The organism is Treponema sp. OMZ 855, assembly GCF_024181145.1.
GTDB lineage: Bacteria > Spirochaetota > Spirochaetia > Treponematales > Treponemataceae > Treponema.
Genome location: NZ_CP051194.1, coordinates 1,887,060 through 1,907,212, shown reverse-complemented (window position 1 = coordinate 1,907,212; position 20,153 = coordinate 1,887,060). Strand labels below are relative to the sequence as shown.

Annotated in this window: 18 protein-coding genes; 8 read left to right on the top strand and 10 right to left on the bottom strand. The window is 46.9% G+C overall.

Going from position 1 to position 20,153, the window contains the following annotated elements:
- The first annotated feature begins 17 nt into the window (after positions 1 to 17).
- Entirely contained in the window at positions 18 to 1,022 is a 1,005-nt protein-coding gene (rlmN, locus tag E4N65_RS08600) for a dual-specificity RNA methyltransferase RlmN (RefSeq protein ID WP_253674823.1), read from the top strand.
- Positions 1,023 to 1,204: 182 nt separating this feature from the next.
- Here rlmN and E4N65_RS08595 read toward each other — a convergent pair whose 3' ends face one another.
- Both E4N65_RS08595 and E4N65_RS08590 read right to left on the bottom strand, forming a co-directional pair.
- Positions 1,205 to 2,245: an OmpL47-type beta-barrel domain-containing protein gene (locus E4N65_RS08595; RefSeq protein ID WP_253672803.1), complete on the bottom strand. Its 1,041-nt coding sequence runs from the start codon at positions 2,243 to 2,245 to the stop codon at positions 1,205 to 1,207.
- Between the two features lie 44 nt (positions 2,246 to 2,289).
- Positions 2,290 to 2,793, bottom strand: coding sequence for an OmpA family protein (locus tag E4N65_RS08590; protein ID WP_253672801.1), 504 nt, complete (start codon positions 2,791 to 2,793; stop codon positions 2,290 to 2,292).
- Positions 2,794 to 3,146: 353 nt separating this feature from the next.
- Between E4N65_RS08590 and E4N65_RS08585 the strand changes: the two genes are divergently transcribed.
- Together E4N65_RS08585 and E4N65_RS08580 are read left to right on the top strand one after the other, a co-directional pair.
- Positions 3,147 to 3,971, top strand: coding sequence for an SDR family NAD(P)-dependent oxidoreductase (locus E4N65_RS08585; RefSeq protein ID WP_253672799.1), 825 nt, complete (start codon positions 3,147 to 3,149; stop codon positions 3,969 to 3,971).
- A 103-nt stretch (positions 3,972 to 4,074) separates the two neighbouring features.
- Positions 4,075 to 4,569 (top strand): flavodoxin domain-containing protein, encoded by a 495-nt coding sequence (locus E4N65_RS08580; RefSeq protein ID WP_253672797.1) that lies wholly within the window; start codon positions 4,075 to 4,077, stop codon positions 4,567 to 4,569.
- A 105-nt stretch (positions 4,570 to 4,674) separates the two neighbouring features.
- Here the strand turns inward: E4N65_RS08580 and E4N65_RS08575 are convergent, their stop codons facing one another.
- A complete protein-coding gene (locus tag E4N65_RS08575) occupies positions 4,675 to 7,434 on the bottom strand; it encodes a PD-(D/E)XK nuclease family protein (RefSeq protein WP_253672795.1) in 2,760 nt (919 codons plus the stop codon).
- Between the two features lie 252 nt (positions 7,435 to 7,686).
- Here E4N65_RS08575 and E4N65_RS08570 point away from each other — a divergent pair, with 252 nt between their 5' ends.
- Positions 7,687 to 8,205, top strand: coding sequence for a hypothetical protein (locus tag E4N65_RS08570; protein ID WP_044015483.1), 519 nt, complete (start codon positions 7,687 to 7,689; stop codon positions 8,203 to 8,205).
- A gap of 127 nt (positions 8,206 to 8,332) precedes the next feature.
- On the opposite strand, the gene acrA is transcribed toward E4N65_RS08570, so the two are convergent.
- Genes acrA through E4N65_RS08555 form a run of 3 tightly spaced genes read right to left on the bottom strand, consistent with a single transcriptional unit; the run spans position 8,333 to position 11,445 of the window.
- Positions 8,333 to 9,436 (bottom strand): acryloyl-CoA reductase electron transfer subunit beta, encoded by a 1,104-nt coding sequence (gene acrA, locus E4N65_RS08565; RefSeq protein WP_044015485.1) that lies wholly within the window; start codon positions 9,434 to 9,436, stop codon positions 8,333 to 8,335.
- A 20-nt stretch (positions 9,437 to 9,456) separates the two neighbouring features.
- Positions 9,457 to 10,257 (bottom strand): acryloyl-CoA reductase electron transfer subunit gamma, encoded by an 801-nt coding sequence (acrB, locus tag E4N65_RS08560; protein ID WP_044015488.1) that lies wholly within the window; start codon positions 10,255 to 10,257, stop codon positions 9,457 to 9,459.
- A gap of 15 nt (positions 10,258 to 10,272) precedes the next feature.
- Positions 10,273 to 11,445, bottom strand: coding sequence for an acyl-CoA dehydrogenase (locus E4N65_RS08555; protein ID WP_044015490.1), 1,173 nt, complete (start codon positions 11,443 to 11,445; stop codon positions 10,273 to 10,275).
- A 217-nt stretch (positions 11,446 to 11,662) separates the two neighbouring features.
- Here E4N65_RS08555 and E4N65_RS08550 point away from each other — a divergent pair, with 217 nt between their 5' ends.
- The 4 genes from E4N65_RS08550 to E4N65_RS08535 all read left to right on the top strand — a co-directional run bounded on the left by E4N65_RS08550 (position 11,663) and on the right by E4N65_RS08535 (position 16,865).
- Entirely contained in the window at positions 11,663 to 13,039 is a 1,377-nt protein-coding gene (locus tag E4N65_RS08550; protein ID WP_044015492.1) for an aldehyde dehydrogenase, read from the top strand.
- 112 nt (positions 13,040 to 13,151) lie between these two features.
- Positions 13,152 to 14,174, top strand: a complete 1,023-nt coding sequence (locus E4N65_RS08545) for a calcium/sodium antiporter (RefSeq protein ID WP_044015495.1) — start codon at positions 13,152 to 13,154, stop codon at positions 14,172 to 14,174.
- A gap of 16 nt (positions 14,175 to 14,190) precedes the next feature.
- Entirely contained in the window at positions 14,191 to 15,075 is an 885-nt protein-coding gene (locus tag E4N65_RS08540; RefSeq protein ID WP_052185529.1) for an RsmE family RNA methyltransferase, read from the top strand.
- On the top strand, positions 15,072 to 16,865 hold the full coding sequence (locus E4N65_RS08535; protein WP_253672793.1) for a hypothetical protein: 1,794 nt from the start codon (positions 15,072 to 15,074) through the stop codon (positions 16,863 to 16,865). Before E4N65_RS08540 ends, E4N65_RS08535 begins: the two co-directional genes overlap by 4 nt.
- Positions 16,866 to 16,996: 131 nt before the next feature.
- On the opposite strand, the gene E4N65_RS08530 is transcribed toward E4N65_RS08535, so the two are convergent.
- The 4 genes from E4N65_RS08530 to E4N65_RS08515 are packed head-to-tail and all read right to left on the bottom strand — an operon-like array spanning position 16,997 to position 19,973.
- Positions 16,997 to 17,632: a PrsW family glutamic-type intramembrane protease gene (locus E4N65_RS08530; RefSeq protein WP_253672791.1), complete on the bottom strand. Its 636-nt coding sequence runs from the start codon at positions 17,630 to 17,632 to the stop codon at positions 16,997 to 16,999.
- Positions 17,633 to 17,645: 13 nt separating this feature from the next.
- Positions 17,646 to 18,299: a pyroglutamyl-peptidase I gene (gene pcp / locus E4N65_RS08525; RefSeq protein WP_371921833.1), complete on the bottom strand. Its 654-nt coding sequence runs from the start codon at positions 18,297 to 18,299 to the stop codon at positions 17,646 to 17,648.
- A gap of 8 nt (positions 18,300 to 18,307) precedes the next feature.
- A complete protein-coding gene (locus tag E4N65_RS08520) occupies positions 18,308 to 19,306 on the bottom strand; it encodes a DUF979 domain-containing protein (RefSeq protein ID WP_253672786.1) in 999 nt (332 codons plus the stop codon).
- Positions 19,299 to 19,973, bottom strand: coding sequence for a DUF969 domain-containing protein (locus tag E4N65_RS08515; RefSeq protein WP_253672784.1), 675 nt, complete (start codon positions 19,971 to 19,973; stop codon positions 19,299 to 19,301). Before E4N65_RS08515 ends, E4N65_RS08520 begins: the two co-directional genes overlap by 8 nt.
- Between the last annotated feature and the right edge of the window lie 180 nt (positions 19,974 to 20,153).

The window sequence follows — 20,153 nt, the reverse complement described above, 5'->3', positions numbered from 1 at the left end:
AAACAGCCATTTCAGGGATGTTGCCGGAAGAAATTGGCGCGGTCTGTAATTTACCGCAACGGTTTCAGCCTATGCAGATTTTCCAATGGATTGCGCGCGGGTGTTCATCTTTTGAAGACATGACAAACCTTCCGCTTAAAGAGCGGGAGCGGCTTGCCGGTGAATATACACCGCGCAATACCGTATGTGAAACCGTGTTGAAAGATCCTGACGGTACGGTTAAACTCGGCATAGGCTTGTATGACGGCAGCAGTATTGAGACGGTACTGTTGTTTGATAAAGCCGCGCGGAAAACCGCCTGCGTTTCCTGTCAAGTCGGTTGTCCGATGGGCTGTACTTTCTGCCAAACAGGACAGCTCGGCTGCTTGCGTAATCTTGCTCCCAACGAAATTGTGGAACAGTTTTTACATCTGGAAAACATCTGCGGTAAACTTGATAATATCGTGTTTATGGGCATGGGAGAACCTCTCTTGAACCTCGACAGTATTGCGAAAACCATCGCTGTTCTTACTCATCCAAAAGGCAGAAATCTTTCACACCGGCGGATAACGCTTTCTACCTCCGGTATTTGTAAGGGCATTTATGAACTTGCGGATAGACAACTTGATATCCGTCTTGCCGTTTCTCTGACTACTGCGGACGAAGCGCTCCGGACAACCTTGATGCCTGTTACAAAGGCTAATCCGCTCAGTGAATTAAAAAAGGCAATTCGCTATTTTAATGATAAAACCGATAAGCGGGTAACCCTAGAACTTGCTCTGCTTAAAAATGTAAATACTTCCTATAAGGCAGCGCAGCAGGTACGTGCTTTTGCCGAAGACCTCAATGTGCATATCAATCTTATCCCGTGGAATCCCGTGCAGCAATTACCATACAGCACTCCTTCTGATTCGGAAATACGCTCTTTTTACAATTACTTAATGGCAGAAAACTTAAATGTAACGGTTCGGCAAAAGCGGGGCAGAACAATCGGCGGCGCTTGCGGTCAATTAGGTAAAAAAGGCTCTTCAAAATCGACATAGCCTGCTATAGAGCAACTCTAACTATGTTTTCAGCACAATATCTTTAGTATATAAAAAAAGCACCGGCTAATCTGCAAGATTAACCGGCGCTTTAATTAACTAAACATTTAACAGCAACGGGACTGTCTCAAAAGTTGGTTGCTTTTTGGACAGCCCCTCGTTAAATTTTCAGTATATCCGATTTATTGACCATCCGCGGGAACGCTCCAGGTCGTGGGTTCGTTTCCCTCTCTGTCTATAACCTCTATATCTGATGCAGGAGTGATCTTGTCTACATAGAATTTGTAGGACACAGGCTCCGATACGTTACCAACGTTATCGATTGCTTTTACATCGATATTGTAAACAGTGTTGGTAGAGAAATGAAGCGGTTCGATATATTTAACATAATCCGCATCATTGATTTTGACATACAATGCATCTACACCGGAAAGCTCATCGGTTGCACCAAACGCAACAGATTCTTTTGTAGAAACGATAATGCGTCCGTCTTCGTCAACAACATCAGCACTCGGGAAAATCATGTATGCATCATCTTTATTGATAAGACGATCGCTGTTTTCAATGAAAACAGTGGGAGCCGTCGTATCAACGACAACGGAGAGTACTGCGATCGGAGCTAAGTTACCGACATTATCAACAGCCGTGTAATATATCTTTGCAGCACCTTCTTCGTTTACAGAGTAATAAGCATCTTCATCTTCTTTTCCATTACCATGGAGTGCTAAAGAATCCAAATCTGTACCGATATAGGCTCCGGCAGTTCCGGAACCGGTTAAATCATCGGTTGCCGAAATATACCACTTGGTATTTGCAGAACAGTAAGCAGCCAAACCTTTGTAGAATAACGGTTCAGTTGTATTCAGTGTGGTTTTGGGCGCAGTATTGTCGACAATTACCGAAAGGGTTTTTGCAACTTCAAGGTTTTTGCTGTTGTCGAAACCGCGATATGAGATATCGTGTTTACCTTCTTCCAAGATCTGGAAGGGGTTGCGGTAAGTCATAAAGCTTGAACCGTCAAGTGAGAATTCAACAAAATCGAGACCTGTTTCTTTATCTGCCGAATTGAGCTTAAAGAACACATCGCTGTTGACAAAATGTTTATCACCGTTGCGGTATTGCATTGCCGCGCGTTGATAATCAGGGTTCATTGTTTCAGGCACTTGTGCCCAAACTGAGAAGCAAAGAGCCGCAAAAGCAGCGGCAAAGAGTGATTTCTTCATAAATCCTACCTCCAAATACTATAAAAGATGACTCCGCATCCTTTTTAATAATAAATTTCGACTCTGCGGTTGTGTTTCCGTTCGGAAATGTCCGTATGAGATCCTGCAGGGTGCTCAGCCCCTTCCGCCGATATGGTAATATTACCTGCTCTAAAGGCACCTGTTGATTCAAAATACCGTGCGACGGCATTTGCGCGTTGTAACGACAGTTTCTCTTCTTCTTTTGTGCTATCTAATTTTGCACAATGTCCGACAATTTTTATCTGTGTTACATTCTTTGCTTTCAACAGTTCGGCAATACTGTCCAACTTATGCGCAGTGAACGTATCAATCTTATACGTCTTCGGGGCAAAATAAACCGTTGTTTCGTTATCGGTATTATTTTTCCCATTTTGCTGCGGTTCGGCAGTTTTTTCTTCCGCAGGAGCAGTTTCAACCTGCTGCGTTTCTGCAACGGGTTTTTCTTCCTTCGGTTGCTTAGGCTGTGATGCGCATCCCATCACAATTGCCGCGATCAGCAACAGAAGAATACCTTTTAGCTTGCTCAAATTTTGACCTCCTCAAAATTCTTGTATAAAGAGCATCTTTAAAAACCGAAGCTTTTAGAGTCTCTTATCGTTTTTATAGGTTCTTCTTAAATTCACTAATGCCGTTTTTATTTTAAATTGACGTTTTTTATTGAGATTCAAAGAATATCGGCCGATACTCTTGCCAAAGGATATGTTATTAGAGCGGAGTATTCTTTTATCCGCCATTAAGCCTCTATGATCAGCGCTCCTACACCGTATGTGTCATACTATCATCCTCATCTTTTTTGTCAAGCCTTTTTATAGCAAAAGCTGTTTCTCCGTGCAGATTTTTCGTGTATTATTTCACAAAAAACCTGATAATATGAGGTACTATGATGACGGAACATGAAAAAAAGGTAAAAAGAATTGCAGTGGTTACGGGGGGCACAAGCGGAATCGGTTTGGAAACGGTCAAAGCTTTGAACGATAGGGGCTATGTCGTGTATACTGTGAGCCGAAGGGGACTCGATGGTTATATGCCTAAATGCGAAGGACATTTTTCAGCTGATGTGACGGATGAATGTGCTTTGACCAAGGTTTTTGCCGAGGTATGGGAACGGGAAGCTCGCTTGGATGTCTGTGTCTGTGCTGCCGGCTTCGGTATTTCGGGTGCCGTTGAGTTTACGAAGCTTGAAGATGCAAAAAAACAGCTGGATGTAAATTTTTTCGGCGCTTTTTTAACGATGAAAGTCGCAGCTTCCTACATGAGGAAGCAAGGTTTTGGAAAGATTCTTGCGGTGAGTTCGGTTGCGGGAGAAATTGCCATTCCCTTTCAGGCCTTTTATTCCGCTTCCAAAGCAGCACTTGGAAAATTATTGGAGGCGTTTGCTGCCGAAGTCTTTCCGTTTGGTATACAATGTGCGCTTATTATGCCGGGGGATGTTGCGACTCCGTTTACGGATGCCCGTAATAAGTCGAATACCGGTAACGATGTGTATTCCGGAAGGATCACAAAGAGTATTGCAAAGATGGAACGTGATGAACGGCACGGCATACCGGCAGATAAACTCGGTGCTTTTATTGCATTGTTAGCGGATAAAAAGCGGATCGGTTTCTTTCATCCCTATAACGCTCCCTATGCGGTGTTGATAAGTCTGTACCGTTTACTGCCTCGTCGTTTAGCCCTCTTTATTGTTCGCAAGCTCTATGCCGGTTGAGGAAAAATAAGAATTATTCTTGATTTTTCCATGAGAATGATTATATTATAACTATAATTGATGTATCAGTAATGATAAATCTATCATCAATGAGGAGTATTATATGAGCAAAACAGGAATTTTTTATGCAAGTAAAGGCGGCGTAACCGAAACTTTTGCAAAACAGATTGCAGAAAAGCTGGGAGCCGATATGCACAATATGAAAGACACGAAAGTAGATGCGATAGCAGACTATCAGAACGTCGTGCTGATGTCCTCGAGCTATTTCTTCGGTTCTTTAATGGAAGACTGGGGCGGTAAAGTAAAACTGCTGCACACCGTTGATTTTGCCGGAAAAAATGTAGCGATTGTCGGTGTCGGAAGTCAGGAACGCCATCCCGACAGCTTCTGCTCCGGAGCTGCCGATTTCTATGATAAGCTCCGCTTTAGCGGCGCTCACTTTGTCGGCGATGTATGCCCCTGCGGATATGAATTCCAATTCTCCCGTATGGAGAGAGGTGGCAGAATGCTCGGTCTGTGCTTAGACAAGGGCGATGCTAAAGTGAACGAAAAAATCGACGAATGGGTAAAAGCCGTTCAGCCGGTATTTGCAAAATAACTTTTGTTGGTAAGATTTGTTTCGCATCTTTCGGAATAGAGATGCCTATTACAAGCTTCCGGAATAATATACATTGAGGTTTCTCAGATATTTCCGGAAGCTTTTTTATTCCTCAACGGTGAAGGTCGTCCTGCAAATAGTGTGAAAGGGGCAGCCCATACAATCTTGCCATTGTACGGCTGCCGGTTTTCTAAAGTCTTCCATACCGACCTGTTGCGCGTATTCTTGAGCAATTTGTAAAAAAGCCTGAATCGACGGTTCAAATTCTTCCCTCGTTTTAGAAGAACGGGAACTATCCTGAGGTATCACCTCTTTATCGTTGACGATGTACCTTCTCTCTTCTTTCGTAATACCGAGAAAAAAAGCATGGAGCACTTCCTGTTTCAGTCTATTTTCTGCAAGGAAGATGTACATCGGCATTTGGAAATCTCGCATAGTTTCCGAGGTATAGTCTGTAGCGGACGGAACCTTGCCGGTTTTATAATCAAGGATGACGGCGCGGCCTTCAGCTTCCTGATAGGCGATGCGGTCTACGAGCCCGTGATAGAGGATGTCTCCGCTCCGGTACTGCAGCTCGCCTTCCATCATATACGGCGCATAGCCGTCCAGTTTTTCCGCGTCAAACGTAAGCACAAAGTCAACGCTTTTTAAACTGCGCTTTTTAATCGATTCGATAAAAGGCGCGGCGAGCGGCCCTCGGAAATCGGTTTGGCTGTGAACGGTCTCATTAAATATCGATTCAGCCCACTCCCTATAATCGGCGAGATGCGCAGAGATAAACACCCTATCGTTTTCCCGTATACGCTGATAGAGCCGCTCCAAAATACGGTGGCAAATGATACCGATATAGCGCGGGTTGAAAAGTTCCGCATCAGTGTCTTCTTCGTCGATGGAAAGTGCCGACGACAAAAACCATTGAGCCGGACAGCCGGAAAAAAGATGTAAGCCGCTTTGACTGATGCGGAACGCTCCGTCCGTATAGTGTCCGGCTTTGAGCTTTTCCGAAAGTACCGGCAGGCTGCCGTTAAAAGGTTCGGTTAAAAAGGAAAAGCCGCGCTCTTGTTTAATACCGGCGAATTGTTCAAATCCCGCTTTTTGTACGGAATACAGCGCTTCCGGCGCAGGTTCTTCCCGTTTAAAGAAGCAATATTCCTGCAAAAGAGAGTCGCTGTCATTCACGTCGGGACGGGGAGCAAAGGCGGTAAAAATACCATTGCTGACGGTAAAGCCCGAAAAGGTTTGTTCGGAAACGGAAAACCGCACGGCGCCGTATGTTGCATACACCGCAAAAAAGGCCTGCGTTGCATCTTTTTCGACAACGCCGAGTTCTTCCCGTTTGTCTTTCCGTAAGAAGGGAAGTTTTTGATAGATCACCCTGCTTGCCTTTTGGTTGCAGTTGAGGACAAAGTGATGAGCAAAGGGCGTGGCGGCCGCGACCCTAAATGGAAAGATACTGACCGCTCTTCCGGTATTTTGCGGTACATAGATTTCGCGGGAAAGTTGAGTGGTAAAAAAGCGATAGGGCTGTGCAGGCAGACAGTCGGCAAAATCTTCTTCAAGCTGTATCAATTCCTGCATAAGCGTGATACAGCGGCCGATGACGGCATTGTCTTCGGCTGAAAAGCCGTCGGGATTCAGATACTGCGCTCGAAAGAGAATGTACTGCCGCCGCATTTCGGAAAAGCTTTGAGCCTGCACGAACCGCTCCGCAGCTTTCATAAAGGGGAGGAGCCATTCCTTTGCCTGTGCTTTTTCGGCTTGTTCTTCCTCAACACTGCTATGAGGATTATACGGGATAGGGAGTTTAAACGCCTCCTTCCAGACGTTTTTATAGTGCCCTTCATCCTTCCACGAAACGAGACAGTTGTTTTTTATGCCGAAATTGATGAGTGCTTGTATCTGCGCGGGATGCTTCCACGGAATATGAGGATTGAGCAGCAGCGGTTTAAGGCTTTCAAACGAGTAGTGTTCCTGTACGCACTGTTCAAGCAGCGGAAAGAGCTGCCCCGCCTGCTGTTCGCCGAGTTTAAACCCGAGCCGAAATTCGGCAGGGATATTCCGCAATGCAAATTCCCGCTTGAGATACGGTACGGTATCTTCAATACCGGCAATGCTGAGCGCAATATCATCGGCGGGAACTCCGTTTGTCAAAAGCTGCTCAACTGCAAGCGCGGTTGACCGGATTTCTTCCCGCATGGTACCGAATTGGATAAGCGGCGTTGTTTCCGCTTGAAAGGAAGGGGCGGGGAGTATCGACAGTTTTGGCCGTTCTTCCAATAAACCGTGGTATTCGTCAAAATCTTCCATTAATTCGGGATAGAGTAAAATGTACTGTTGCGCATGCGGGATAAATTCCGCCCCTGCCCAAGAAGGTTCAAAGAGCCGGTGCGCATCCAAAAATTCCGTATACGCTTTTTTCAAAATCCGTAAATCGGAGAACTCGGCATCTTTACCGGCTTTATGCTGCACCGCGCGTTTTTCCCAGTGATCCAACTGCGGTAAAATACCGGCAATCCATTGTGCAAATATGGCGCCGTCGGCTGCGTAGTCCGCAGGGATGATGTTCTGTAGAAACGGTTTTTCCGCCGCAGCATTGTCGGCTGCAATATGATGCGCAAAGAGCAAGCGGATAATTTGAGACACCGGGTTTTTATTTTCCGCTTGAGCGATACAGCACTCCGCCTTAAAGGCATCCCATGCAATAAACAGTTCAGCAGGAACTGCTGCAAGGCCGGTCAACGCAAGCGCACGATGCATCCAAAGCCGAGCCGCAATCCGTGACGGAAACACAAAACACGTGCGGGCGTCCGTACCGTAGCGGTGGATACAGTCTTCTATAGTGGAACAGCCGGATATGATGCGCATAATAACCTCTTTAAATATGTGAAACCTCTAAAAATCTAGCCGACTTTTTAGAGATGCCTATGATCTGGTTTCTATCAACGATGAAAGCTCGATAATGTATTATACACAAAAAAATCGGATTGAGCATCTCTTAAACTATACTAAATGCAGGTTTCTTGTTCGTATGCGCTTCTGATGATATACTGACACGGTATAAGGAACGGTTCATTTTCCGCGACTATCGGGAAATATCAAGAAATGGAGGTTTGAGATATGAAATACTTGCGATATTATGTATATTTTTGCATATTGTGTATCAGTGTGATGTCATGCGCAAGTACCCCGACTACCGGAGCGCTTTACTTTCCTATTACCGTATTGGCAGGTGTTGCCGATTTAACCGTTGCAACGGATGGAGAAATACAAGCAGATGCTAGTGATAAAACCGAAGCCTTTGCAAGAAATGCAAGAATGCTGAATAAGGATTTGACTTTTGATGAAACAGAGAAGCATACTCAAAGAGAATCTCCGTCCGAATACGATTATCTTTCAAATATTCAGTTACAACCGCGGAGGGACAGTGCGGAAACGGCGAATCAGCAAAAAAATGATATGGAGCCTGTTTCTTCGATTAGATTGCAAAAAGGTGAATCATTTTCTACGCCGATACCGGTGCATAAGAAACTAACGGTCGTTGTTGAAAATAAGGATAGTAATGAACTAAGGTTTATGTGTACCGGCAAACAGTTCGTCTTGCAGCAGGGAGAAATGGTGATGCTGCATTTTCGGTAAACAACAGCCGCTGGTCATCACAGTAGCCTATGAGCGGATACGCTTGGCTTAACCTCTCTACATGAATACTAAAAAAGCCTGTTCTTCCACAAAGGAAAAACAGGCTTTTTGCATCACAGCTTAAAAATTACAGGCTGCCTTTTGCCGCTTTAACCGCTTCGGTCAGCATCGGAAGTACCTTGAACAGGTCTCCTGCAATACCGTAGTCGGCTACACCGAAGATCGGTGCATCAGCGTTCTTGTTGACTGCGATGATGTACTCGGAATCCTGCATACCGGCAAGGTGCTGAATTGCTCCGGAAATACCGACTGCCACATAGATGTGCGGATGTACGGTTTTACCGGTCTGTCCAACCTGATGGTTTGCATCCATCCAGCCGGAGTCAACAACGGCACGGGAAGCCCCGACAACGCCGCCGAGCGCCTGAGCCAAATCCTCAGCAAGTTTGATACCCGCTTTGGGATCTTTACCGATACCGCGGCCGACGGAAACAACCACATTTGCTCCGATCAAGTCTACAATGTTTTTTGCGGTTTTCTTAATTTCAAGGATATCAACGCTGATATCGGCTTTGGAAAGCTCAACTTTCGGTTTTTCAACTATGGTCTTTGCTGCTTTTGCCGAATCAAAGTCCTGCTTCTTCATAACGCCGGGACGCACGGTTGCAATCTGCGGGCGGAAGCGGGGGCATACAATCGTTGCCATCAAGTGACCGCCGAACGCCGGACGGGTCATCTTCAAGTTTGTGTTTACCTTAAAGGGTGTCTTTTCGACATCCATCGTCGAGCTGGTGCGGAGGAATTCCTTGTATTTTTCAGTATCGACATCGAGGTGCGTGGTGTCGGCGGTCAATCCGGTATGGAGCCGTGCGGCACAGCGGGGACCTAAGTCGCGTCCGATGGTTGTTGCACCGATTAAGAAAACTTCCGGTTTTTTATCCCGTACCAATGCGGTAATCACTTTTGTATACGCATCGGTTGTATAATCGGCAAGAAGATCGTGCTCGCAGTAGTACACCTTGTCGGCGCCGTAACCGCCGAGATTCTTTAACGCATCTTCTTTAATACCTTTTCCAAGTACAACGCCGCAGAGTTCGCCCTTTAATTCATCGGCGAGCTTCCGGCCTTCGCTCAATAATTCAAACGAGGTGTTGAGGATTTCTCCGTTGCGCTGTTCACAAAATACCCACACGCCTTTGAAGGCTTCAGTGTCTTTGCTATCGTAAGCCATTTGTACATTCTCCTCCTTCATTAAATGATATGTTTTTCTGCCAGCATACCGACGAGCTTTTCACAAGCGGCTTTGTCGGCGCCTTCCATCATCGTACCGGCGCCTTTTTGCGGCGGGGTAAAGGACTTGTATACGTTTGTCGGAGAACCTTCCAAACCGATCGTATCTTTATCGATGAGCGGGTCGTCCTTTAAGGTTTCATAATTGTATACCTCATACGGCTTTGAGTAGCATTCCATAATACCGCTGACGCTCATATAGCGCGGTTCGTTCAGCTCTTTGATACAGGTGATAAGACAGGGTGTCTTTACCTTGAGCATCATGTAGCCGTCTTCGAGCATACGCTTTACTATCAGCGCGTTGCCTTCTTTTTTAATATCAGCTGCGTAGGTGATCTGCGGCAGCTCGAGTTTTTCAGCGATCTGCGGGCCTACCTGTGCGGTGTCCCCATCGATTGCCTGCCGTCCGCAGAATACAACATCTTCCGGCCCGACACCGACGCGGCGTACAGCTGCTGCCAAGATCTGACTGGTAGCATACGTGTCACTTCCGCCGAACTCACGGCTGGAAACCAGTACCGCCTTGTCAACGCCACGCGCCAACAGCTCACGGAGCATGCTCTCTGCAGGGGGCGGCCCCATCGAAATAGCGACAACTTCACAGCCGGTTTGATCTTTCAGCTGCAGCGCCGCTTCGATTGCATTTAAGTCATCGGGGTTGGTGATGGTCATCATCGAAGCGCGGTCAAGCTGCCCGTTTTCTTTGACGGCAACTTTTCCGGATGTATCGGGAACTTGTTTTACACAAACAATAGCTTTCATCTGTTCTTGTCCTCCTTAATTGACGCCGAGGTTTGCGGCAATAACCATGCGCTGAACTTCGCTCGTGCCTTCGTAAATTTCCGTAATCTTTGCGTCGCGCATCATCCGCTCGATCGGGTAGTCGCGGGTATAGCCGTATCCGCCGAAGAGCTGTAAACAGCGGCGGGTTACATCGCTTGCAACTTCCGCAGCGACGAGCTTTGCCATTGCCGCTTCTACAGAATAACGGATATTGGGATTCTCATTGGCCGCTTGTTTTTTGCAAGCTGCTGCATAGACAAGATACTGTGCACCCTGCGTACGGGCAGCCATATCGGCAATCTGGAACTGGGTGTTCTGCTGCTGGCTGATGCGCTTTCCGAACTGGACACGCTCTTTTGTATATTTGATGGTTTCTTCGATAGCACCTTCCGCAATACCGAGCGCCTGTGCTGCAATACCGATACGTCCGCCGTCAAGGGTTGTCATCGCGATAATGAAGCCGCGCCCCTGTACGCCGAGGAGGTTTTCTTTCGGTACGATGCAGTCTTCAAAGACCAATTCGCAGGTTGAAGAACCGCGGATACCCATTTTCTTTTCATGCTTACCGATGGAGAATCCGGGGAAACCGCGCTCTACGATAAATGCGCTGATTTCTTTTACGGAGCGGCCTTTTTTATCTTTTACCGTGCCGGTTACCGCGATAACGATAAAGACGTCGGCATAGCCCGCGTTGGTGATAAAGATTTTACTGCCGTTGAGTACCCAGTGGTCACCGTCGAGTACTGCAGTGGTCTGCTGTCCTTGAGCATCGGTACCGGCTCCCGGCTCCGTTAAACCGAATGCACCGATCTTTTTACCGGAGGCAAGATCCGGAACATACTTCATCTTCTGTGCTTCCGTTCCGAAGTGTAAAATCGGATCGATACAAAGTGACGTATGTGCGGAAATGATAACACCGGTCGTTCCGCATACCTTGCTCATTTCTTCTACACACATGGCATAGGTTAAAACGTCAGCTCCTTGTCCGCCGTACTGTTTCGGAACGGGAATACCGAAGAATCCCAGCTTTGCCATCTTTTTGACATTCTCTTCAGGAAATTTTTCCTCTTCGTCGACTTCGGCAGCGATCGGTTTTACTTCGTTTTGCGCAAAGTCACGAAACAATTGCTGCGCCATGAGCTGTTCTCTGCTCAACGTAAAATCCATGTTGAATCTCCTTCGTTTATTGAATTTTATTAAAAATCTCTACTTTATATAGAGGCTTTTCTATAGTATAATAATCTTCGTTGTTGTATCCAAGCACATAATAGTAGTATTTTTATAGATAGATTATATCAGCAAACCGGCAAAATGGATAGAGGAAGAATCGTGTTTTATCATACTTTTTTTCTCTTGAGCCTTTGCGTCGGGGGAGAATGATTATATGACAAGAATAGCCATAGCCGCGCTGGTGCGGAATACTTCGGCCTTTTTTGCATCAAATGCGACAAAATCATACCAATTCCGTGCCGAACAGCTTCGTAAGCTGGGAGCCGCTGTTCGCGCGTATGAGCAGCGGATAAGCGATGCACTCTATAAGGATTTACACAAGGCGCCGATGGAAACTTACCTTACGGAAATCGGTATGGTGCAGGAAGAAGTCCGCTTTCTATCGAAACACTTGAAAAAATTGATGAAGCCGAAACGGGTACGCACGCCGCTCAGTCATTTTTTAGCATCGAGTACGATTTATTACGAACCGTACGGTACTGTATTGATTATGTCGCCGTGGAATTATCCGGTCAATTTAACGCTGACGCCGCTTGCCGGTGCGATTGCCGCAGGAAACTGCGCGGTGATAAAGCCGTCGAATTACACTCCCGAAACCTCAAAAGTAATCGCCGATTTGATTGCGGAAACCTTTGATCCGGGCTTTGTTACGGTTGTAACCGGCGGACGAGAAGAGAACGCCGGGCTTTTGGATCAAAAGTTCGATTACATTTTCTTTACCGGCGGTACGGTAGTCGGTAAGCTTGTTATGGAGGCCGCCGCACGGAACCTGACGCCGGTAACGCTCGAACTCGGCGGCAAGTCTCCCTGTATCATCGATAAAACCGCCGATATAAAAGCAGCGGCGCGGCGTATCCTTTTCGGTAAGATACTGAACGGCGGACAAACCTGCGTCGCTCCCGACTATGTGCTGATTGACGCAGCGGTAAAAGAAGCGTTTATCGAACAGTGCAAGGCTGTCCTTCATGAATTTTTACCGACGGATGCGTATGCCTCATGCAATATGACGAGGATTGTCAACGACAAACATTTTGAGCGCCTTTCCCATTTAATGGAAGGAGAAACGGCTGTTATCGGCGGGGAAAAGGATGTGCACGGGCGTTTTATACCGCTGACGGTATTGGATAATATCAGTTTTGAATCGCCGGTTATGCAGGAAGAAATTTTCGGCCCCATCTTGCCGCTCATCCCGTTTACCGATTTGCAGTGGGCTGTCGATCAAATCCGTGCCCGCCCGAAGCCGCTTGCCCTCTATCTCTTTACTAAAGATGCCGCCGTAGAGCGGAAGATTTTGTCGGAAGTATCGTTCGGCGGCGGGTGCATCAACGACACAATCGTGCATCTTGCAACGCCGTACATGCCCTTCGGCGGGGTCGGGACAAGCGGTATGGGAAATTACCACGGAAAACAAAGCTTTTACACATTCAGCCACGAAAAGAGCGTAATGAAAAAATCCTTGCTGGTAGACTTACCGATGCGCTATCATCCCTACAGCGAGAAAAATTTCAACCTCGTTAAAAAGTTTATGTAGGTGCATACCGGACAGTGTATCCGGCTGTGCCCCGCAAGCTGTCTTGCGTGATTTTGCCTAAACCGGTATATTTCCAGATATTCCGGTTACTGATATTTTACGAGGTTTATTTATGGATGCACTCTTACATGATTTCTTAATGAATTCATCGGTTGTGATATCGTTGATTGTGCTTGTCGCAAGTTTGTCTACGCTGAGTAAGGGTGCGGATTGGCTGGTAGACAGTGCAGTTGCCCTTTCGCTTAAATGGGGAATGCCCAAAATGGTGATCGGCGCAACGATTGTCAGTCTCGGCACGACCCTGCCCGAAGCGTCGGTGTCTACATTGGCGGCAATTAAAGGCAATGCGGAGCTTGCGCTTGGAAATGCTATCGGCTCGATTATTGCGGATACTGCCCTCATTATCGGACTTGCCGCCATGCTTGGTACGGTGCCGGTAGATAAACGGCTCATTCATCGGCAGGGTACCGTGCAGTTTTCGGCAGCGCTGCTGTTGACGCTTGTTTCGCTCCCCTTCTTTTCTCCAGGCAGGGAGGGGAAAATCTATCAGTGGATGGGTTGGATATTTGTCGTGCTGCTCGCGTGTTATATGTACATATCGTTCCGCTGGGCAAAAGAATCTATGGAAGAGAGCGAACAGGATACGGCGGAAGAAAATCAAAAGCCGTTGTGGCTGCTGCTTGTGTGGCTGGCTGTCGGAATCGCGGTGGTTGTGCTCTCGTCTAAAATACTGATTCCTGCGGTAGAAGTTTCCGCCATAAAAATCGGTATTCCGCAGAGTATTATCGCGGCGACCTTGGTTGCGTTCGGTACGAGTGTGCCCGAATTGGTAACTGCAATTACCGCCGTTCGGAAAGGACACGGGGAACTCGCGGCGGGCAACATCATCGGAGCGGATATCTTGAACGTTCTCTTTGTATTGGGTGTAGCGGCTGCGGTAACCCCCGCCGGTATCCGTGTGCCGGTAGATTTTTACTATCTGCAATTCCCGACCATGCTGCTGGTGCTCGGCATTTTCCGCTTTTGTTCAACGCGCCAGCGCAGCGTCATAACTCGAATGCAAGGTGCGTTTTTATTTATTTTTTATGCCGCATACATTGTTCTCAATTTTACATTAAGACATATCACGGGTTAAGGGCGGCAAGGCTGCCATGAATATCATTTTATTACGACAGGAAGAACTTTCAGACAGGAATTTTTCTTTTGCCAAAACTGATGACCGCTTTTTACATATCAAAAAAGTGCTGAAGCTGGGTGTGGGTTCAGTATTCAAGGCGGGGATCATCGACGGCAAAAAAGGAACGGCGGAAATTACTTCCTTTTCCGATGAGTTGTTGACTGCACGGTTTACCGTATCGGAGCAGGCGGATGGAGGAGACGATGTTTCCGCGTTGCCGCCCATCAGACTAATACTCGGGTTTCCGCGTCCCATTCAGCTGCGCCGTATTTTGCGTGATGTTGCAGGGCTTGGGATTGAGGCTCTGTATCTGACCGGTACCGAGCTGGGGGAAAAATCCTATCTAAAGGCGGATATCGCTGCGGAAACGGAGATAGAGCGGCTGCTGATTGACGGATGCAGTCAGGCCGGAGATACTCATATTCCGAAAGTGTATCGAGCTTATAGTGTACGGCATTTTTTCGACCGGTATGAGGATGATATCCGTCCGGATCATCTGCGGGCAGTGCTCGATGTTCCTTTTCAAATTGACCAATATTCTATTGAACAAAATCGCATTAACCAAGGTCATATTGGGCAAGACCGTATTGAACAAGCCCATAGTGAACAAGGCGACACACTCTGCGTCCCTACGATGTATCCGCTGCCTCAGCTGCAGTGGGACGGAAAACAAACGCTTTGGCTTGCCGTCGGGAATGAGCGGGGCTGGAGTCTGAACGAACGGCTGCTGTTTGCAAAAAAGCAGTTCACTGCCTATACTATGGGACGGAGAATTTTGCGCACGGAAACCGCCGTTACTTCCGCTGTTTCAGTGTGTCTTGCAAACTCGGGCGCATGGGATACGAGAGGAGTGCAATGAATCAGGATCAGGTAAAAGAGATATTATTGCAGATTGAAGAGTCGGGGCTTGAATTTTCGGTAACATTTACCGGCAAGGCGAGCAAGAAAGTCAACGGGCTGTATAAAAGCGATACACATGAGATTCTGCTGCACAATAAAAACTTTTCCGTCGATAACGAACTGCTGTACACCGCTATTCACGAATATACGCATCATCGGCTCTGCGAGCTGGACGGTACCCGTTCCGGCCGTGTACATACGCAGCGGTTTTGGAGCTATTTTCACCGGCTGCTGCAAAAGGCGGAGGAAAAGGGGCTATATAAAATCGCTATGGAAGAATCGCCTGAACTGCTTGAACTGACGGATACAATCAGGACGACCATCATGGCGGAGGACGGCAAGCTGATGAAGGAACTCGGCAGGCTTTTGAGCAAGGCGCGGGCACTCTGTAAGCAAGCCGGTGTCCGCTACGAAGATTATATCGACCGTGTGCTGTGCCTGCCGCGCGCTTCCGCTGCGACGATTGAGAAAATACATGCGTTCGATGTAAAGCCGGAACTCGGCTATGAAGCGATGAAGGTGGTTGCGAATATTGCAAACCCCGATAAACGCGCCGCAGCAGAGGACCTTTTTTTACAAAAGCACAGTCCTGCGTTTGTGCGCGACAGTGTAAAAAATAAACCGCAGGATGAAGACCCGCGGCGTAAGTTGGAAAATGAAAAGCGCCGAATTGAGCGCACGATTGTCAGCTTGCAAGCGCGGCTCAGCGAGTTGGAAGACACGCTTGCAAAGATGCCCGTAACGCCGTTTATCTTTTGTTTTTTCTTTTTGCTGCGGCTGCTTTCTCCCCTCGCTGCGGATAATACCGGAGCCGGGCAAATGCAAATACCTGCGATACCGGATATTCCTGAAGTTACTATCGGCGGAGGTATTACTCGGCCGCCTGCACCTCCCGTTATTCAGCCTCCGGCGTTTTTGCAACAAAAACGCACCCCATCGTCCGCAGCAGGGGCGAAAGGCAAACAGACAGGTAACGCCGCTGCCGCTTCCGGTAATTCCGGTAAAAGCGATATAAAAAAATCAACGGCGCTAAACGGACTCAACGCTAAAACGCTGGCGGCATTAAGCCAGAACAGCGGCAACCTGACGCTGCTCAATAATTTGCTTGGCACTGATGCGGGATTAGGCGGCAATGCAGGTTTGGGCAATGTAAGCGGTTTGCAAACCGATACGGGCGGCGCTGTTTTAACAAAGATTTTAAGCGAACTGGAAAAACTGCAAGCGCAAACCGCTCAAAAAGAGAATACACAAACCGGTCAGGCTGTACAGAAAGCAACTGTATCAACCGGAAATACCGGTGCGGAAACCAATGGAAACAATGCTGCCGGTACTGCTGGAAATACCGGCGCAGACAATGCGGCAAATACTCACACTGCGCTTGCACAAGGGGCTGCGGCGGAGCTTATTCGGTTGCGGATAAACGGTAAGGAAATTAAAGACGATTTGGTTTATACATTTTGTTCCGCTCCCGCCGCAAACGGTTCGTTCTTGTATGGAGCAGACCGCCGCTTTACGGCTAACGGCGCCGAGCTGAATGAGACCGCTTATTTTCTGTGCCGGAAGACGGAAGCTCAGCAGTACGAGATTACGATGGATTTACGCCAAGAACCGCTGAATGCAAACTCTTTTCTGTATAAACTCTATCAACTCAGTCCCGTATCGGTGGAGCAAACTTCGGACATCATCTTTTGGCATTATAAGGCTTCCGATCTTGAGGTAGAGTTGATATTCAGAATTGTGCATCTCTAAAAGCTCGGTTAGCTTTTAGAGATGCACGACGAGTTTTGATTTAAGTCATTACATTGTAAAGACTTAAATCAAAACATCGCAAATAAATTTAAGGGAAACCTCTAAAAACTGCGGTTTTTAGAGGTTTCTAATTAATGACATGAAGGCGTAACAAGCCGTACTGCATATAAGCAGGCAATGCCGAGCACTGCCGCTGCGGGGAGTATGAAGCCGCCACCCAGCGAAATAAAAAAGTTATAAAGCCCGTGAAGAACAACCGCTGCGAGAAAGACGAAGGCAGCTTTCCGCTTTGTTTCGGTAGATATCATCGATGCATAAAAACAGCCGAGCGTCCCGTGTAATAGGGCGGCGGTAACAAGCCGGAAAAACTGCACGTTGGAATACCGCAAACTATACGAGATATTTTCAAAACCGCTAAAGACAAAGCCGAAGAATACGCCAAGCAGCATACTCTGTGTAATCCCGAATCTTTTTTTTAAAACCATAGCGGCCGTTAAACCGAATGCCGCTGCTTTAACGTCTTCTTCTATCAAGGCTGCCGTAATAAAGCTGTAAAACAAGAGCCGCACCGCTTCCGATTGTTTTGCAATACCGGCATCTAAAAAAGTATGCACACTATGCTGGAGCGCAAGCACCGGAAGCAGTGACGCTGCTGCTGCAAAGAATACGACGGCAAGCGCATAAACGGGAATATGTTTTTTTATTGCAATACAAACTGCTGCCGATGCCGGTAAAAATGCGGTTATCAGCAGCTCGATAATACTCATGCCGTACGAACCGCTAGCAAATCTTTCCGCCCGAGACCTTTATGTCGGAACCGTGTTCGACGATGGCTTCAAGCGCGTGGGTAATGCCGCTGACAATTGTTTCCAAGCTCATCGAGGGCGTAAGCGCCGGTTTCCCGATTACCTGTTCGGGCAGGAACGGAATATGGATAAAGCCGCTTTTCATCGGTTTCCCTGCCGCCGTCCTTTGTGCCGCAAGGTGCGCGACACCGTAACAGACATGGTTGCAGATAAAAGTACCTGCCGTGTTGGAAATTGAAGCGGGAATCTTATGCGCTTTTATGTTTTCAACGATAGCCTTTATCGGAACGGTAACAAAATATGCAGCGGGGCCGCCTTTTATCACCGGTTCATCGATCGGTTGATTCCCTTCGTTATCGGGGATGCGGCAATCGTCGATGTTGATACCGATTCTTTCTACGGTAATTTCAGATCTGCCGCCTGCCTGTCCGATGCTTAACACCACATCGGGATTTTCTTTCTCGACCGCTTCTTTTATCTTTGCTAAAGATTTTCCTACAACAGTCGGAATTTCAAGTTTGATAATCTGCGCGCCTAAAATGGTATCAGGCAATCGCTTAATTGTTTCCAGGGCGGGGTTGATTTTTTCTCCGCCGAAGGGATCAAATCCGGTAACTAAAATTTTCATCATGGCTCCTAAAAGGCGAAGATTGACATCAAGATGATGTGCACGATGATCAAGGCAACCGACATAAAAGCTTGCGTTTTAATAAGCGTGTATTTATTTTCGGTTTCCAAAATTGCTGCGGGAACGATGTTGAAGTTCGCCGCCATTGGCGTTAAAAGTGTGCCGCAGTATCCGCAGGTCATACCGAGTGCACCGACAACTGCCGGATTTCCGCCTTGCATAATAACAAAGGGAACGCCGACGCCGATGGTAATGACGGTAAAGGCGGCAAATGCGTTACCCATAATCATCGTAAAGATTACCATGCCGAGGCAGTATGCGATAACACCGAGAATGGGTACTCCTTGCGGCACAATACCGCTTGCAAACTGGCCGATGATTTTACCGATACCGGCAGTTGCGAATATCGCTCCTAAAACGCCGAGTAATTGCGGAAGTAAGCTGGAGGAGCCGACTTGCATCAGCATCTTTGAAGTATCGTTGACGGTATTTTTTAATGTCGGTTTTGCCAACACCACCGCGAAAATCAAGGCGATAATCGATGCAGCGCCGACGACCTGAGCGGTTGAAAAACCGAAGATGATTGTCTTACCGGCAGCATTGGTTCCAAGCGAAATGTTAAAACTTTTGACCTGCGCCAATAGCATTGCTACAACGCCGATTAAAACCGCCGGAATAAAAATCTTATTGCCGACCTTTTGCGAATTTTTTTCTACCTCTTCTTTTTCGGCAGTCGGGATGTCTGCAATCTTTACTTGTTTTGTTAAAGTGAGGATGCCCAGCAGAATTAATAATCCGCCGATAATGGCTCCGCCGTTCGGAATGTTCAGTACAATGACTTTGCCGAACATGAACAATAAACCTAAGATACTCCAGAACAAGAATGTCCCGATCGGATTCTTTTTATCTTTTAATGAGATGAATGCGGTGATAATGGAAACAAGACCGCAGAGGCCGTAGATAATTTCGTCGATAATCATGCTGTGAGAATGGATAAAACTAAACATCGCATTTCTCCCCTTTTCTTAAGTGCTTTTCGAACAGCCAACACTGGACAAGCGCGATGAGCACCATCGCAACACCCGCTAAAATGGAATACTTTGCGACATCGATATTGCTGATATCAAGCCCCTGTTCCTTCAAGGTGCCGGTAATCAACAGAACACCGGATGCAACGGGAAATATGTTTTGCCCGAAGAAGTTTCCATAATTTTCGGAAGCGCCGGCAAGCCCTTTGATTTTTTCAATATCTTCGTCAGTCAGTTTGATACTCTTCCGTGCGGCTCCCTCAGCCATCGGCAAAATGAGCGGACGGATAAACTGAACATGCCCGCCCAACCGAATTGAAAAAGCGGAGGCGATCGTTCTGATTACAATGTAGAGCCAAATAACCATACCGGCGCTTGCACCCTTAATCTTTTTGATACATTCCGCCGCACGCAATTTTAAACCGTAGCGTTCCATAATGGCGATAACAGGGAACGAAATAAAAAATAAGCTCATATAACGGTTATTGACAAATCCCGTTCCAATTGCATTGAGCACTTCAACCAGTCCCATTTTTGCAATTAATCCGGTAACGAGACCGGAAATTAATACGACTGCGACAACGTCAAGTTTTAAAATAAAACCGACGATGATAATCGCAATGCCGATGAGAACAAAATAGTTCATATCATCTCCTTCTGATAAATAGTGATGAAAAAAGAACGGAGTTTTGAGAGATACATGATAACCGTAACTTTTTCAGAACACATTTTATCAAACTTACAGCCTGCTGTCTATTTAAAATTTTTTACATCGCAAATTAAATCTAAGGAAAACCTCTAAAAAATATACACTTGACAAATGACT

Coding starts and splice junctions, on each gene's coding strand:
- rlmN (WP_253674823.1), top strand. CDS start 18: ATGTTGCCGGAAGAAATTGGCGCGGTCTGTAATTTACCGCAACGGTTT.
- E4N65_RS08595 (WP_253672803.1), bottom strand. CDS start 2,245: ATGAAGAAATCACTCTTTGCCGCTGCTTTTGCGGCTCTTTGCTTCTCA.
- E4N65_RS08585 (WP_253672799.1), top strand. CDS start 3,147: ATGATGACGGAACATGAAAAAAAGGTAAAAAGAATTGCAGTGGTTACG.
- E4N65_RS08580 (WP_253672797.1), top strand. CDS start 4,075: ATGAGCAAAACAGGAATTTTTTATGCAAGTAAAGGCGGCGTAACCGAA.
- E4N65_RS08575 (WP_253672795.1), bottom strand. CDS start 7,434: ATGCGCATCATATCCGGCTGTTCCACTATAGAAGACTGTATCCACCGC.
- E4N65_RS08570 (WP_044015483.1), top strand. CDS start 7,687: ATGAAATACTTGCGATATTATGTATATTTTTGCATATTGTGTATCAGT.
- acrA (WP_044015485.1), bottom strand. CDS start 9,436: ATGGCTTACGATAGCAAAGACACTGAAGCCTTCAAAGGCGTGTGGGTA.
- acrB (WP_044015488.1), bottom strand. CDS start 10,257: ATGAAAGCTATTGTTTGTGTAAAACAAGTTCCCGATACATCCGGAAAA.
- E4N65_RS08555 (WP_044015490.1), bottom strand. CDS start 11,445: ATGGATTTTACGTTGAGCAGAGAACAGCTCATGGCGCAGCAATTGTTT.
- E4N65_RS08550 (WP_044015492.1), top strand. CDS start 11,663: ATGACAAGAATAGCCATAGCCGCGCTGGTGCGGAATACTTCGGCCTTT.
- E4N65_RS08545 (WP_044015495.1), top strand. CDS start 13,152: ATGGATGCACTCTTACATGATTTCTTAATGAATTCATCGGTTGTGATA.
- E4N65_RS08540 (WP_052185529.1), top strand. CDS start 14,191: ATGAATATCATTTTATTACGACAGGAAGAACTTTCAGACAGGAATTTT.
- E4N65_RS08535 (WP_253672793.1), top strand. CDS start 15,072: ATGAATCAGGATCAGGTAAAAGAGATATTATTGCAGATTGAAGAGTCG.
- E4N65_RS08530 (WP_253672791.1), bottom strand. CDS start 17,632: ATGAGTATTATCGAGCTGCTGATAACCGCATTTTTACCGGCATCGGCA.
- pcp (WP_371921833.1), bottom strand. CDS start 18,299: ATGAAAATTTTAGTTACCGGATTTGATCCCTTCGGCGGAGAAAAAATC.
- E4N65_RS08520 (WP_253672786.1), bottom strand. CDS start 19,306: ATGTTTAGTTTTATCCATTCTCACAGCATGATTATCGACGAAATTATC.
- E4N65_RS08515 (WP_253672784.1), bottom strand. CDS start 19,973: ATGAACTATTTTGTTCTCATCGGCATTGCGATTATCATCGTCGGTTTT.